This is a genomic window from Actinotalea fermentans (assembly GCF_007991475.1).
Lineage (GTDB): Bacteria > Actinomycetota > Actinomycetes > Actinomycetales > Cellulomonadaceae > Actinotalea > Actinotalea fermentans.
Window position 1 is genome coordinate 14,887 of record NZ_BJYK01000013.1, and the last position, 14,304, is coordinate 29,190.

At 72.3% G+C, this 14,304-nt stretch carries 15 protein-coding genes and 2 tRNA genes; 3 read left to right on the forward strand and 14 right to left on the reverse strand.

What is annotated here, in order from left to right; genetic code table 11:
• Positions 1 to 208: 208 nt before the first annotated feature.
• The 4 genes from AFE02nite_RS16245 to AFE02nite_RS16255 are packed head-to-tail and all read right to left on the reverse strand — an operon-like array spanning position 209 to position 2,615.
• The gene (locus AFE02nite_RS16245) at positions 209 to 865 is read right to left on the reverse strand and encodes an aminodeoxychorismate/anthranilate synthase component II (protein WP_034247239.1); all 657 of its coding nucleotides are present in this window, start codon (positions 863 to 865) and stop codon (positions 209 to 211) included.
• Positions 866 to 1,021: a hypothetical protein gene (locus tag AFE02nite_RS17545; protein WP_034247242.1), complete on the reverse strand. Its 156-nt coding sequence runs from the start codon at positions 1,019 to 1,021 to the stop codon at positions 866 to 868.
• Entirely contained in the window at positions 1,021 to 1,857 is an 837-nt protein-coding gene (locus tag AFE02nite_RS16250; protein ID WP_034247244.1) for a class E sortase, read from the reverse strand. Before AFE02nite_RS16250 ends, AFE02nite_RS17545 begins: the two co-directional genes overlap by 1 nt.
• Positions 1,854 to 2,615, reverse strand: a complete 762-nt coding sequence (locus tag AFE02nite_RS16255; protein WP_034247246.1) for a DUF881 domain-containing protein — start codon at positions 2,613 to 2,615, stop codon at positions 1,854 to 1,856. Before AFE02nite_RS16255 ends, AFE02nite_RS16250 begins: the two co-directional genes overlap by 4 nt.
• Before the next feature lie 116 nt (positions 2,616 to 2,731).
• On the opposite strand from AFE02nite_RS16255, the gene AFE02nite_RS16260 reads away from it, so the two are divergent.
• The gene (locus AFE02nite_RS16260) at positions 2,732 to 2,977 is read left to right on the forward strand and encodes a cell division protein CrgA (protein ID WP_034247248.1); all 246 of its coding nucleotides are present in this window, start codon (positions 2,732 to 2,734) and stop codon (positions 2,975 to 2,977) included.
• A gap of 298 nt (positions 2,978 to 3,275) precedes the next feature.
• Here AFE02nite_RS16260 and AFE02nite_RS16265 read toward each other — a convergent pair whose 3' ends face one another.
• Positions 3,276 to 4,190 (reverse strand): rhomboid family intramembrane serine protease, encoded by a 915-nt coding sequence (locus tag AFE02nite_RS16265; RefSeq protein WP_261765676.1) that lies wholly within the window; start codon positions 4,188 to 4,190, stop codon positions 3,276 to 3,278.
• Positions 4,191 to 4,205: 15 nt separating this feature from the next.
• A complete protein-coding gene (locus AFE02nite_RS16270; protein WP_034247250.1) occupies positions 4,206 to 4,745 on the reverse strand; it encodes a peptidylprolyl isomerase in 540 nt (179 codons plus the stop codon).
• A gap of 158 nt (positions 4,746 to 4,903) precedes the next feature.
• On the opposite strand from AFE02nite_RS16270, the gene AFE02nite_RS16275 reads away from it, so the two are divergent.
• Positions 4,904 to 5,704 carry a hypothetical protein gene (locus tag AFE02nite_RS16275; protein WP_186814592.1) on the forward strand — a complete coding sequence of 267 codons (801 nt, stop codon included), beginning with the start codon at positions 4,904 to 4,906 and terminating at the stop codon, positions 5,702 to 5,704.
• A gap of 97 nt (positions 5,705 to 5,801) precedes the next feature.
• On the forward strand, positions 5,802 to 6,347 hold the full coding sequence (locus AFE02nite_RS16280; RefSeq protein ID WP_034247252.1) for an AAA family ATPase: 546 nt from the start codon (positions 5,802 to 5,804) through the stop codon (positions 6,345 to 6,347).
• Here AFE02nite_RS16280 and AFE02nite_RS16285 read toward each other — a convergent pair.
• From AFE02nite_RS16285 to gyrB, 8 genes are all read right to left on the reverse strand, one after another.
• Entirely contained in the window at positions 6,336 to 6,953 is a 618-nt protein-coding gene (locus AFE02nite_RS16285) for a GNAT family N-acetyltransferase (protein WP_034247260.1), read from the reverse strand. The genes AFE02nite_RS16280 and AFE02nite_RS16285 overlap by 12 nt on opposite strands.
• Positions 6,954 to 7,007: 54 nt before the next feature.
• Positions 7,008 to 7,904 carry a hypothetical protein gene (locus AFE02nite_RS16290; RefSeq protein WP_146820046.1) on the reverse strand — a complete coding sequence of 299 codons (897 nt, stop codon included), beginning with the start codon at positions 7,902 to 7,904 and terminating at the stop codon, positions 7,008 to 7,010.
• A gap of 259 nt (positions 7,905 to 8,163) precedes the next feature.
• A tRNA-Ala gene (locus AFE02nite_RS16295) sits at positions 8,164 to 8,239 on the reverse strand.
• Positions 8,240 to 8,269: 30 nt separating this feature from the next.
• Positions 8,270 to 8,389 (reverse strand): DLW-39 family protein, encoded by a 120-nt coding sequence (locus tag AFE02nite_RS17640; protein ID WP_222594427.1) that lies wholly within the window; start codon positions 8,387 to 8,389, stop codon positions 8,270 to 8,272.
• 25 nt (positions 8,390 to 8,414) lie between these two features.
• A tRNA-Ile gene (locus AFE02nite_RS16300) sits at positions 8,415 to 8,488 on the reverse strand.
• An 87-nt stretch (positions 8,489 to 8,575) separates the two neighbouring features.
• Positions 8,576 to 9,286, reverse strand: a complete 711-nt coding sequence (locus AFE02nite_RS16305; RefSeq protein WP_222594428.1) for a DUF3566 domain-containing protein — start codon at positions 9,284 to 9,286, stop codon at positions 8,576 to 8,578.
• On the reverse strand, positions 9,283 to 11,952 hold the full coding sequence (gyrA, locus tag AFE02nite_RS16310) for a DNA gyrase subunit A (RefSeq protein WP_407643107.1): 2,670 nt from the start codon (positions 11,950 to 11,952) through the stop codon (positions 9,283 to 9,285). Before gyrA ends, AFE02nite_RS16305 begins: the two co-directional genes overlap by 4 nt.
• A 205-nt stretch (positions 11,953 to 12,157) precedes the next feature.
• A complete protein-coding gene (gene gyrB, locus AFE02nite_RS16315) occupies positions 12,158 to 14,230 on the reverse strand; it encodes a DNA topoisomerase (ATP-hydrolyzing) subunit B (protein WP_034248371.1) in 2,073 nt (690 codons plus the stop codon).
• Between the last annotated feature and the right edge of the window lie 74 nt (positions 14,231 to 14,304).

The following is a 14,304-nucleotide window of genomic DNA, read 5'->3' on the forward strand; positions in this document are numbered from 1 at the left end:
CCAGGCCCTTCGTCGTTCGTCGCCGATCCGGAGGTCTAGACGCGAACAACCGTCCCCGGTGCGTACAAGCGTCCCCCGTGCGAACAACGGTTGTTCGTAGGGTGCACCGTTGTTCGTAGGGTGCACCGTTGTTCGTCCGACGCACGTTGTTCGTCCGACGCCCCGTTGCCCGTCGGACTCGTGCACGTCGGACGCCGGGCTCCGCAGCTCAGGCGCGCGCGGTCTCCCGGACGAGCGGAGCCATGCCCGCGGACCGCTCGACGGCGCCGTCGAGCCCGCACAGCTCGAGCCAGTTCGCCAGCAGGCGGTGCCCGCCCTCGGTGAGGACGGACTCGGGGTGGAACTGCACGCCGTGCAGCGGCAGCTCACGGTGCTGCAGGCCCATGATGACGCCGGGGGCGCCGTCGGGCCGCGGCGCCGTGCGCGCGGTGACGACGAGCTCGTCGGGCACGGTGCCGTCGACCACCGCGAGCGAGTGGTAGCGGGTGGCGGTGAAGGGCGAGCCGAGGCCGGCGAGGACGCCGACGCCGTCGTGCACCACGGCGCTCGTCTTGCCGTGCATGAGCTCGGGCGCGTGCGTGACGGTCGCACCGAAGACCTCGCCCAGGGCCTGGTGCCCCAGGCACACCCCGAGCATCGGCAGGCCGGCGGCCGCGCAGTCCTCGATCACCTGCATCGACGCACCCGCGGACCGCGGCGTGCCCGGCCCGGGGGAGACCAGGACGCCGTCGTACCCCTCGCGCTCAGAGACGGGCGGTACGGCGTCGTTGCGCACCACGACCGTCTGGGCCCCGAGCTGGTCGAGGTACCCGACGATCGTGTAGACGAACGAGTCGTAGTTGTCGACGACGAGGATGCGGGTCATCTAGTCCACCGTGGTGTCGTTGAAGGGCATGAGCGGGGCGATCGCCGGGAACACCCAGGTGAAGCACACTGCCACCACAACCGCGGCGAGCGCGACGAGGATTCCCGCCCGCCCCCACCGCGGCCCGGGCAGCGCCCGCCACAGCCAGCCGTACATCAGGCCCCTCCGTTCGCCGCGTCGAGGTCGGGCGGGAGGCCCGCGTCCGTCGGCATCCAGTAGTCGAAGGTCGCGTGCACGATGTACCGCTCGCGCGCCGAGTACATCGGGTGGCACGTGGTCATCGTCATCATCGCCGCCGTGGGTGCGACGCCCGGCTGGCCCGGCACGGGCGCGACGACCTCGACCTGGCGCGGGCTCACGATCTCCGTCGACGCGACGCGGTACACGTACCAGGTCTCCTCGGTCTGCACGACGAGCGCGTCCCCGACCTGCAGCTCCTCGATCCGGTTGAAAGGCTTGCCGTAGGTCACCCGGTGCGCCGCGACGGCGAAGTTGCCGATGCCGCCGGGCATCGCCGTGCCCTCGTAGTGCCCGATGCCGAGCTCGTCCAGCACCTGCGAGCGCGACGTGCCCTGCGAGATCGCCTGGAGGTAGTCCGGGCCCCAGCGCGGGACGCGCAAGGTGGCGAACGTCGTGCGGACCGCCGGCTCGGCGATCACCGGCGGGGCGTCGTACCGGCGCGGGTCCACCGGCTCGGCCGTGGGCTCCTGCGTCGGCACGGGCGTCGGCGTGATCTCGGCCCAGCCGAGATCCGCGATCAGCTCCTCCTGGTGCCGGTTCGCGACGACGTCCGTCCACCACAGCTGCCAGACGACGAACAGGCCGAGCAGCACGCCGAGCGTGATGAGCAGCTCGCCCAGCACACCGACGGCCGCGGCGACGCCCCCACGGCGCGGACGCCGGTCCGCGCGGCGCGGGCGCCGGTCCGCGCGTCGCTCCGCAGGAGGCTGCGCCTCGTCAGGGATGACGACGGGCGTCGTCTGCTCGGTCACGCCTCGTCCCCCAGCACGTCGACGTCGTCCGGCACCCGGGCGTGGTTGAGCGTGGGCTCGCCGGCGTACGCGGGCAGGGTGAGCGACTCGGCGTCGTCGGCCGACCACCCGAGCCCGAGCCGGTCGGCGTAGTCGAGGTAGACCTGCACGGTGGTCGAGTCGTCGAGCGCCTCGAGCAGCGCGTCCGGGTCGCCGATGGCCTGGACCTCGTAGGGCGGGGAGTAGAGGCGACCGTGCAGGCGCAGCACGTTCCCCACGCAGCGGAAGGCCGACGTCGCGATGACCCGCTCACCCTGGAGCGTCATCGCCTCGGCACCACCCGCCCAGAGCGCGTTGATGACCGCCTCCAGGTCCTGCTGGTGCACCACCAGGTCGTCGTTCGTCACCCAGCTCGGGAGGTTGCGGGCCGGCTCGGCGTCCCACAGACGCACGACGACGCCGGGACCCGTCACCGCCACGCGGCCGGCCGCGACGGCAGTGAGCTCGAGGGTCGCCGCGTCCTGCTCCGGCAGGTCCACCGGCCGCACCGCGGTGAGCGCGTCGACCTCGGCCAGGAGCTCGTCGACCTCCTCCTGGAGCTCGGCGACCCGCCCTTCCTCGGCGTCGAGGAGGCCTGCGAGGTCCTGCGGCTGGCGCGCGTCCACGCCACCGGCGAGGCGCGCGTTCGCGGCGAAGAGCACCATCGAGAGCGCCAGCACCGCCGCGACGCCCAGGGAGCCCCAGCCGTGTCCGCGCGCACGCAGACGTCGCTCCGGCATGGGCACTGCTCCCTTCGCCGCGCGGGGCCCGGCGGGGTACCGGGGCGGTGGCCACTACGCTAGACGACGGATCCCGGCCCGTGCCCGCACGGGCCGTCACATGTCAGGAGAGACCCGTGCCCGAGTCCCGGTCCCGCAAGAAGGCCACGTACACCCCGCCGCCGGCGGCGCACGAGCCGAAGGCCAGCCCGTCCTGGTGGGCTCCGACGATGCTGACGCTGATGATCGCCGGCCTCGCCTGGGTGGTCACCACGTACATCATGCGCGGCGACTACCCGGTCCCGGGCATCGGCAACTGGAACCTCACCATCGGCTTCGCCCTGATGATCTCGGGCTTCGCGATGACGATGCGCTGGCGCTGACGCCGGCCCTGCCCGACCCCGCGCTGCCGCACGCCTGACAGCGCTCCCCTCCGCCCGCCGTCGGTCGAGCCGGCCCGGGTGTGCTTTCGCGCGTCCGCATCCGTGCACGTCAGCGCCGTCTCTCACCCGCTCTGTCCCCAGGAGTGCACAACTCTGTGGATAACTACACCGTTGTGATTCCCTCGATGTGATTCCGATCCACACGGTGGATGAAGCCTGTGGATGCCGGTTCCGGCGGGTGCGGCGAAGCGCCGGATCCACACGCGACCCGGGCCGGACGGACGGCGGACGCCGTCGGTCAGAAGGAGGAGTACTTCAGCACCGCGAGCGCGACGAGCCCGACGATGACGGCGGCGGTCCCGGCCGCGTGCAGCACTATCCGGCGCTCCTTGGGCGCGTACGCGTAGACGGCGCCGAGGGCCAGGCCCGTGGCGAGCCCGCCGACGTGCCCCTGCCAGGAGATGCCCGGCACGAGGAACGTGATGACCAGGTTCAGGCCGAGGATGACGGCGATGCCGCGCAGGTCGCCGCCGATCCGTCGCTGGGCGATGAGCACCGCGCCGAAGAGCCCGAAGATGCCACCGGACGCCCCGACGACGCCCTGGCGCCACGACAGGTCGAGCGGGGAGGCCACCAGGAGCACCATGACGTGCCCGCCCACGACGGACAGCAGGTAGAGCGCGAGGAAGCGCAGGCGCCCGAAGGCCCGCTCGAGCGAGGGCCCGAGGATCCACAGGGCGTACATGTTGAACAGGATGTGCGTGAGGCCGAAGCTGCCGCCCGTCGAGTGCAGCAGCGCCGACGTCACGAACCGGTACGGCTCGGTGTCGCCGACCACGGGGGCGAAGATCAGCTGGTCGGAGTACCGGCGACCCAGCGCGAGCTGGAGCAGGAAGCTGGCGACCGTCAGGCCGAGGATCGTGTACGTGACGACCGGGGCGCCGTCGCGCACGGGGGCCCCGAAGACGGTGCGGCGCTGCGGCGCGGTCCGTGCGGCCTGGCGCACGCAGTCCACGCAGTGGATCCCGACGGCGGCCGGGCGCTGGCACTCGGGGCACGTCGGCCGCCCGCACCGCTGGCACCGCACGTACGACACGCGGTCCGGGTGCCGCGGGCAGACGGGCGGGCCGTCGGCCGGCCCGCCCGGACGAGCAGAGCCCTCGGCCCGGTCGATCGGGTCGACCGGGCCGAGGGCGTCGTCAGGCGTGCTCACCGAAGGGTGCTCAGGTCACTCGTCGATCGTGACGGACGTGATCGTGACGTCCTGGAGCGGGCGGTCGCCGGGGCCCGTCGGCGTGGTGGCGATGGCGTCCACGACGGCCTTGCTCTCGTCGTCGGCCACGCGGCCGAAGATGGTGTGCTTGCCGTTCAGCCAGTCGGGCGTGCTCACGGTGATGAAGAACTGCGAGCCGTTCGTGCCACCGATGCGGCCCGTGATCGGGTCGCGCTGCTTGCCGGCGTTCGCCATCGCGAGCAGGTAGGGCTCGTTGAACGCGAGCTCGGGGTGGATCTCGTCGTCGAACTGGAAGCCGGGGCCGCCGCGGCCGTTCCCGAGCGGGTCGCCGCCCTGGATCATGAAGCCGGAGATGACCCGGTGGAAGATGACGCCCGCGTAGAGCGGGTCGGTGCGCTGCGCACCGGTGCGGGGGTCGGTCCACGCGGTACCCCCGGTGGCCAGCCCGACGAAGGTCCGGACGGTCTTGGGTGCGTGGTTCGGCAGGAGCTCGACGCGGATGTCACCGGCGGTCGTGTGCAGGGTCGCGAACATGGGCGACATCCTCCCACGGGGACCCCGTCCGGGCGGTGCCCGCTCCGCGGGCGTTCGCCGAGAGCATGGAGGCCGGGCACCGGCACGCGAAGGGTGGCAGCATGGGCAGCAACGGCAGGTCCGCTGCCGTGTTCGACCGTGTGCCCGGGGAGATGCCCATGCTCGATCGCCTGCGAGGTTCCCGCCCGACGCTCGACGCCGACCGTCTGAAGAGCCAGGCGGCGGACGTGGGCGCTCGGCTGTCCGACGTCACCGCGCGCGCCGGCCTCACCGCCGAGCAGCTCGCCGAGCAGGCGAGGGAGGCGGCCCTGCACGCCAAGGACTGGGCCGCGCCGCGCGCCGAGAAGGCCTGGCACGAGGGCCGCAAGGCGGCCGGGCCCAAGATCGAGGCCGCCGCGGAGAAGGCCATCCCGGTGGTCGACACCGCGCACGACCGCCTGGTGGACGACATCCTGCCCAAGCTCGTCGCCGCCATCACGGCCGCCGCGGGTGCCGCCGCCGTCGGTGCCGACAAGGCCCGCGACGTGGCCGACGCCAAGCTGACGGAGCTCGCGCACATCGCGCCGCCGCCGAAGAAGCACACGGGCGCCAAGGTGTTCTGGTCGATCGCCGGTCTGGCCATCGTGGGCGCCGTCGTCGCGGCGTTCCGCCGCAACCGACCGACGACCGACCCGTGGGCCGAGGAGCCGTGGGAGGAGGCCGAGGCCGACCTCGAGGCCCGCGCGTCCGCGGCGCTCGACGAGGTCCCGCCGCCTGCCGAGGTCGCCGACGAGGCGGCCGCTGTCGCCGAGCGCGGGCTCGAGACTGCCGAGGCCGAGGCCGTCGCCGCGGCCGAGGAGACCACGGAGAAGCTGGGCGACGCCGCCGAGGCGGCCAAGCCCCGCCGCACCCGCACCCGCAAGACGGCCGGGGACGCTGCGGCCGAGACGGCCGAGGGCGACGCCGCGCCGACCGAGTGACGCGCACCGCCTGAGCAGGACGACGGCGCCCCGGGGAGCGATCCCCGGGGCGCCATTTTGTCCCCGCCGATGCGCGGCCCGGTGGCAGGATCGCGGCATGCGACGCTCGCGGCTGCACATCACGGGCGCGAGCGGATCCGGCACCACGACACTGGGCCGGGCGGTCGCCGATGCGTGGGCGGTCCCGCACGCCGACGCGGACGACTACTTCTGGCTCCCCACGGACCCGCCGTTCACGACCAAGCGGGACGTGGCGGAGCGCGTCGTGTTGATGGCGGAGGTGTTCCTCGCGCGCGAGGCCTGGGTCGTGTCCGGCTCGATGCTCGGCTGGGGTGACGACGTCGTGCGTCGCGCGGACGCCGTCGTGCTCCTCACGCTCGACCCGGCCGAGCGGTTGCGCAGGCTCGAGGCGCGGGAGGAGGTGCGCCGCGAGTCGGGCCCGGTGGACGAGGACGCCGTAGAGGCATTCCTCGCGTGGGCGCGCGGCTACGACGACCCGTCGTTCGACGGCCGCAGTCGCGCGGCACACGAGCGGTGGCTCGCGACGCTCGACTGCCCTGTGCTCCGGTTGGACAGCGCCCGCCCGACGGCGGAGCTCCGCGACGCCGTGCTCGCGTGGGAGCCGGCGCGCTCAGGTGGCTGAGCCCGCCGTGTGCGACCACGGGGCCACGAGGGTGAGCCACTCCTCGTCGACCACGAAACCCAGCGTGGTGTTCGCGGCGAGGATGGCGGCATTGTCGGCCGACCCGCCGGTGCGGACCACCGTGACCCCGTCGTGCAGGAGGTCGAGCACCGACGCCGCCTTCACCGCCGTCGCCAACCCCCGGCGGCGGTACGGGGGCGCCACCACGGTGAAGTCGACCTCAGCCGTGCGGCCGTCGGGGTCGACGTCGACGAAGGTCATCGCGGCCAGCGGGCCGCCCTTGGGGACGACACCGTGCGCACGTCGTCCAGCGCTCGCGCGGGCGCGCTCCAGGGTCAGCGGCGCGTGCGACGTCGCGGCGCCACCCGGGTAGTCGGCGAGGGTGGCGGCGTCCAGCTCGAGGATCGCCGCCAGGTCGTCGGTGGTGAGTGGCCGCAGGTGCCCGACGCCGCCGGCACGGCTACGGAGCTCCAGCAACCGCGCGCGCTCGCACGACGCGGCCGTCAGCTGCGCCGCCCAGGAGCGCGCGGCCACCGCCCATCCGGCGGCGAGCAGCGCATCCGCCGAGGGATCGTCGGCCCGCAGGATCCGCTCACCGTTCGTCATGCCGCGCATCGTGCCATCGACCGGCGGCGGTCGCGTGACGGCCGCCCGGGACCGTCAGGTGTGGCGGACGCCGACGACGTCGCCCGTCGTGACGTCGATGAGCGTCCGGCTGCCGAGGGGTGCGTCGAGTGTCAGCTCGAGCCCGTCGAGGCAGTCGGCTCCCGGCCAGCCCGGGGCGGGAGTCGTCGACGTCACCTCGATGCGGACCTCCGTGTCGGTCTGCTCGAGGACCGTCACCTCGGGGTCGCCGTTGCACGAGCCGACGGTGAGCTGCAGCCCTGGTCCGTCGGACACGAAGGCCTCCCCGATCGCGACCGGCCCGCGCACCGTCGACTCCTCCGGCGCGTCGACCACCTCGAATGCCCACGGGATGTCGACGTCGGCGAGCAGCTCGCGGAAGGCCGTGCAGGTCGCGGCGCCGCCGTCGTCGCCGGCGGGCACGCTGAGCACCCAGCGCCCGTTGAGCTCGTCGCCCGAGCTGCCCGTCCAGGGGAGATCGCTCGCGGCGACGATGGCGTTGGCCTCGTCGACGCCGGCCATGAGCTCCGCCCGCGTGATCGTCGCCGTGTAGCGGACCTCCACGAGCCCTTCCTCCTCCGCGAGGGCGTCGAGGTCGGGGATCACCGGACCCTCCGTGACCTCGACGACGAGGTGCAGCTCCGGCGTCCAGGACATCCACAGCCCGCCGAGCCGGTTGCCGGCCAGGCCCTCGGCACGGGGCAGAAGGTCCATGAGCTCGTCCTGCGCCGCGATCAGCTCGGGCGTCTCCGTCACGGTCTCGGGCCCATCGAGCTCGTTGCGCACGGGAGCCCCGCCCGCGCAGGGACCGTCGGGATCGCCCGCGCCCGGCCCGCTACCGGCCGTCCCGGTCGCGCACCCGCCGAGCGCCAGCCCGACGACGACGACAGCCACCCACGCCCCACGACGCCGCACCGCCGGCGTGCTCCTCATCGCGCACCCCCTCCGCTGCCGTGACGGTAGCGCCGCTGTTCGCAGTGAGGGGGCCACATGGACGTCTTCGTCATCGAATGTGTCCCGGACCGATGCGCATTCGACACGTCACTCATCGCTGCGGTGCAAGCGGAACTCTCCGACTGGAGACTCCCGATCGCCTGGTGAACGGAACCCTCCGACGGGAGACTCCCGCACGCGTGGCGCCACGGTCAGCGCTCGTCGGCGGCCACGACGCGCGCAGCGGACGACCCGCCGATGGTGGAGCCAAGGGGACTCGAACCCCTAACCCCCTGCTTGCAAAGCAGGTGCGCTACCACTTGCGCCATGGCCCCGCGGTGCCCCGGCGAGCCGGGGCGGGTGGGTCACTCGACGTCGTCGGTGACCTCGGTCCAGAGCTCGCGGTCGTCCCGCTCGTCGGTGTACGCGCGGTAGACGACGTAGCCGACGCCGGCCAGCAGGGCCGCAACCAGGAGCTTCTTCATGGGATCCTCCGGCGGGTCGGGGGAGTGGGCCTAAGAGGACTTGAACCTCTGACCTCTTCCTTATCAGGGAAGCGCTCTAACCGTCTGAGCTATAGGCCCGTGCGCAGTCGCGCCGGTCGAGACTACCCCAGCGTGACGCCGCGGCCCAAGTTCGAAGGGCCTGGGCGCACGCTCGGGCGGCCTCGGTCAGTCGTCGGTGAGGGTGACGGTGATGCCGCCGACCAGCGCCGCGACGATGTTGTACAGGAACGCCCCGATCGTGGAGAGCGCGGTCAGGAGCACCACGTCGACGACGGCGATCATCGTGGCCAGCGAGAGCACGCGCGGGAACGCGGCGTACTCGAGCAGGTTGAAGAACTCCGGGTCGTCCGCGATGGTCGCGATCGTCTCGTTGACCGAGGTGAACACGGCCATGTTGTCGAGCGTCTGCCACACGACGGCGGCGGCCACCACGATCATGATGCCGATCGCCACGGACAGCAGGAACGACAGCTTCATCACCGACCACGGGTCGATGCGCGCGACGGCGAGGCGCACCTTGCGTGCACCGCCGCTGGACGTCGAGGCCGTCGGCCGCGGGGACTCCGCGCGCACCGGCGCCGCGGTCGCGCCGCCGAGCGAGGCGCCACCGACACCGACGCCGGTCGTCGCCGACTGCCGTACCGGCGCCTCCGTCACGCTCTCGCGGGTGGGGGCCTCGGGCCGCCCGCCGCGGAGCGAGTCGGCGCTGCGGCGGATGCGCTCGCCCATGGACGGCGCGCTGCCGCCGCTGACCGGTCCGCTCACCGGGCGCACGCCCGGGACGTCGTCGATCGGCGCGCCCGCCGGGCGGTCGCCTCGAGGCGCCGGCGTCTTCTTCGGCGCGATCGAGGGCGGTTGGGTCCGCTCGCTGCTCATCGGTCTCCCTCGGTCGGGTCCGCCTCAGCCGATGTCGACTCAGCCGTCCCCTGCTCGTCGGCCGGCGCACCCGGGTCGTCCGTGGTGTCGTCGGTCTGCCCGGGCGTGCCCGCGGCGGGGTCAACGGTAGCCGCATCAGCGGCCGGAGCGCCGGTCGAGCCCGGGACGGAGTCGTTCTCGTCACCGTTCTCGCCAGAGTTCTCCACGTCCTCGCCACCGAGGTTCCGCTCGACGTTGCGCGCGACGGCGAGGATGTGGTCCCCGGCGTCGGGCTTCGCGAGGATGACGCCGGCGGAGTCGCGGCCGTAGACCGGGATCTCGTCGACGCTCGAGCGCACGACCTTGCCGCTCTCCATCACGACGAGCACCTCGTCGCCCTGCTCGACCATCTTGGCGCCCACGAGGTTGCCGCGGCCGTCGGGCAGCCGGACCGCGCGCACGCCCTTGGTGCCACGGTTGGTGCGCCGGTAGTCCAGGTGACCCTGGGCGTTGACGCGGTGCATGTCCGAGCGCTTCGCGTAGCCGCCGTCGGTGACGGTGACCAGGTACGAGCCCTCGCGGATGACGTCCATCGCGAGCAGCTCGTCGTCGCCCTCGAACTTCATGCCGGTGACGCCGGCCGTGGCGCGGCCCATCGGGCGGAGCTGGTCCGCCTCGGCGCGGAACCGCACGGCCTGGCCGAGGCGCGAGACCAGCAGCAGCTCGTCGCCGTCGTCCACGAGCACGGCCGACACCACCTCGTCCGCCGCCCCGTCCTCGTCCTCGCGCAGGTTGATCGCGATGAGGCCGCCCGACCGCGGCGAGTCGTACTCCGACAGGCGCGTCTTCTTCACGTGGCCGCGGCGGGTGGCGAGCACGAGGTACTCGGCCTGCTCGTAGTCGCGCAGGTCGATGACCTTCGCGATCTGCTCGCCCGGCTGGAACGCCAGCAGGTTCGCGACGTGCTGGCCCTTCGAGTCGCGGCCGCCCTCGGGCAGCTCGTAGCCCTTCGCGCGGTACACGCGGCCGAGGTTCGTGAAGAACAGGAGCCAGTGGTGCGTCGTCGTCACGCCGAAGTGCTCGACGACGTCGTCCGCCCGCAGCTGCGCCCCGCGCACGCCCTTGCCGCCGCGCTTCTGCACGCGGTACTGGTCGCTGCGGGTGCGCTTGACGTACCCGCCGCGCGTGATCGTGACGACGACCTCCTCCTCGGCGATGAGGTCCTCCATGGAGACCTCGCCGTCGTAGGGCAGGATCTGCGTCCGCCGGTCGTCGCCGTACTTGTCGACGATCTCGCCCAGCTCGGTGCCGACGATGTCCCGCTGCCGCTCGGGCTTGGCGAGGATGTCGTTGTAGTCGGCGATCTTCGCCATGAGCTGCTCGTACTCGTCCAGGATCTTCTGGCGCTCGAGGGCGGCCAGCTGGCGCAGCTGCAGGTTCAGGATCGCGCGGGCCTGGATCTCGTCGACCTCGAGCAGCCCCATCAGGCCCTCGCGCGCGTCCTCGACGGTGGCCGACGCGCGGATGAGCGCGATGACCTCGTCGAGCGCGTCGAGCGCTTTGAGGTAGCCGCGCAGCACGTGGGCGCGCTCCTCGGCCTGGCGCAGGCGGAACCGGGTGCGCCGCTGGATGACGTCGAGCTGGTGGTTCACCCAGTGCCGCACGAACGCGTCGATCGACAGGGTCCGCGGGACGCCCTCGACGAGCGCGAGCATGTTCGCGCCGAACGTGTCCTGCAGCTGGGTGTGCTTGTAGAGGTTGTTCAGCACGACCTTCGCGACGGCGTCGCGCTTGAGCACGACGACGAGGCGCTGGCCGGTGCGGCCCGAGGTCTCGTCGCGGATGTCCGCGATCCCGGCGACCCGGCCCTCCTTGACGAGGTCCGCGATCTTCGACGCGAGGTTGTCGGGGTTCACCTGGTACGGCAGCTCGCTGACCACCAGGCACGTGCGGTTCTGGATCTCCTCGACGGTGACCACCGCGCGCATCGTGATCGAGCCGCGGCCCGTCCGGTACGCCTCCTCGATGCCGCGCCGGCCGAGGATCGTCGCGCCCGTCGGGAAGTCCGGCCCGGGGATGCGCGCGATGAGCGCCTCGAGCAGCTCCTCCTTGGTGGCCTCCGGGTGCTCCAGGTACCACTGCACGCCCGACGCGACCTCGCGCAGGTTGTGCGGCGGGATGTTCGTCGCCATGCCGACGGCGATGCCGGCGCTGCCGTTGACCAGCAGGTTCGGGAACCGCGCGGGCAGGACGACGGGCTCCTTGGTGCGCCCGTCGTAGTTGTCGCGGAAGTCGACGGTGTCCTCGTCGATGTCGCGCACCATCTCCATGGCGAGCGGCGCCATCCGGCACTCGGTGTACCGCGGGGCGGCGGCGGGGTCGTTGCCCGGCGAGCCGAAGTTGCCCTGGCCCTGGACCAGCGGGTACCGCATGGTCCAGTCCTGCACGAGGCGGACGAGCGCGTCGTAGATCGCGACGTCGCCGTGCGGGTGGTACTTGCCCATGACGTCGCCGACGACGCGGCTGCACTTGGAGAACTGCCGGTCGGGGCGGTAGCCGCCGTCGTACATCGCGTACAGGACGCGGTTGTGCACCGGCTTGAGGCCGTCACGCACGTCCGGCAGCGCGCGGCCGACGATGACGCTCATCGCGTAGTCGAGGTACGACCGCTGCATCTCCAGCTGCAGGTCGACCGGCTGGACGCGGTCGACCGTCGGCTCGGTGTCGGCGGCCTCGACCTCGGTGGTGGTCGGCTCGGACGTCGTCGGCGTCGTCGGCTCGGCGCCGGTCGGCTCGCCGTCGTTCGGGGGGGTCTGCTCGCTCACGTGTCCTCGTCTCGTCCGGTTCCTGGGGGGCGACCGCGCAGGGCGCGCGGGCCGCCGTCGGCCATCGCTAGATGTCCAGGAACCTCACGTCCTTGGCGTTGCGCTGGATGAAGGAGCGTCGGGACTCCACGTCCTCGCCCATGAGCACCGAGAAGATCTCGTCGGCCGCGGCCGCGTCGTCGAGGGTGACCTGCAGCAGGATCCGGTGGTCCGGGTCCATCGTGGTCTCCCACAGCTCGTGGTAGTCCATCTCGCCGAGACCCTTGTAGCGCTGGATCCCGTTCTCCTTCGGGATCCGCTTGCCGCCGGCCTGCCCAGCCGCGAGGACGGCGTCGCGCTCCCGGTCGGAGAACACGTAGTCGTGCGGGGAGTTCGACCACTTGATGCGGTAGAGCGGCGGCTGCGCGAGGTACACGTGCCCGTTGGTGATGAGCTCGGGCATGTACCGGAACAGCAGGGTGAGCAGCAGCGTCGTGATGTGCTGGCCGTCGACGTCCGCGTCGGCCATGAGCACGATCTTGTGGTACCGCAGCTTCGCGATGTCGAAGTCCTCGCCGATGCCCGTGCCGAACGCCGTGATGAGCGCCTGGACCTCGGCGTTCCCGAGCGCGCGGTCCAGCCGGGCCCGCTCGACGTTCAGGATCTTGCCGCGCAGCGGCAGGATCGCCTGGGTGCGCGGGTTGCGGCCGCGGACGGCCGAGCCGCCTGCGGAGTCACCCTCGACGATGAAGATCTCGGACTCGGACGCGTCGTTGGACTGGCAGTCCTTGAGCTTGCCCGGCATGCCGCCCGACTCGAGCAGGCCCTTGCGCCGCGTGGCCTCGCGGGCCTTGCGGGCCGCCATCCGCGCCTGGGACGCCTGGATCGACTTGCGGATGACGTCGCGCGCCTCGCCCGGGTGCGCGTCGAGCCAGTCGGCGAGCTGGTCGCCGACGACCTTCTGCACGAACGTGCGCGCCTCGGTGTTGCCGAGCTTGGTCTTGGTCTGGCCCTCGAACTGGGGCTCGCCGAGCTTGACGGAGATGACGGCGGTCAGGCCCTCGCGGACGTCGTCGCCCGTGAGGTTGTCCTCCTTCTCCTTGAGGATGTTCTTCTCGCGCGCGTACTTGTTGATGAGCGTGGTCAGCGCCGCGCGGAAGCCCTCCTCGTGCGTGCCGCCCTCGGTGGTCGAGATCGTGTTCGCGTAGGTGTGCACGGACTCCGAGTAGGCGGTGGTCCACTGCATCGCGATCTCGACGGAGATGCGGCGCTCGGTGTCCTCCGCGGAGAAGTCGATGACCTCCGGGTGCACGAGCTCGACCTTCTTGGTGGAGCTGAGGTGCTTGACGTAGTCGACGAGGCCGCCGTCGTACTTGTAGACGACCGTACGCGCCGGCGTGCCGTTGCCGGCCTCGGTGATCCCGTCGGCCTCGTGCGCGGTCTTCGCCGCGACGGCGTCGGTGATCTCGTCCTCGGTGCCGGTGTGCTGCGGGCGCTCGTCGGTGAGCGTGATCTGCAGGCCCTTGTTGAGGAACGCGTACTGCTGGAACCGCGAGCGCAGCGTCTCGAAGTCGAAGTCGACCGTCTCGAAGATGTCGTCGTTCGGCCAGAAGGTGACCGTGGTACCGGTGACGTCGGTCTCCTCGCCCACCTCGAGCGGCGCCTGCGGGACGCCGTCGCGGTAGTCCTGGCTGTGCACGTGACCCTCGCGACGCACCTCGACCCGGAGGCGGTGCGACAGCGCGTTCACCACGGAGACGCCGACGCCGTGCAGGCCGCCCGACACCGCGTAGCCGCCGCCGCCGAACTTCCCGCCCGCGTGCAGCACGGTGAGCACGACCTCGACGGCCGGCTTGCCCTCGCTCTCGACGATGCCGACCGGGATGCCGCGGCCGTTGTCGGCGACGCGCACGCCGCCGTCGGCCAGGAGCGTGACCTCGATGTGGTCGCAGTACCCGGCGAGCGCCTCGTCGACCGAGTTGTCGACGACCTCGTAGACCAGGTGGTGCAGACCGCGCGGACCGGTCGAGCCGATGTACATGCCCGGGCGCTTGCGGACGGCCTCGAGACCCTCGAGCACCGTGATGGCGCTCGCGTCGTAGCCCGGCGAAGCGGGCTCCGGGGGTGTCACGGGGAGGGTGCTGGCGGTGGGATCAGCCACGGGCGAAGGTGCTCCTCGTGCGTGCGACGCGCGCGCGGACCGGGAGGGTGCGCGGGCGCAGGGACCTGGCGGCT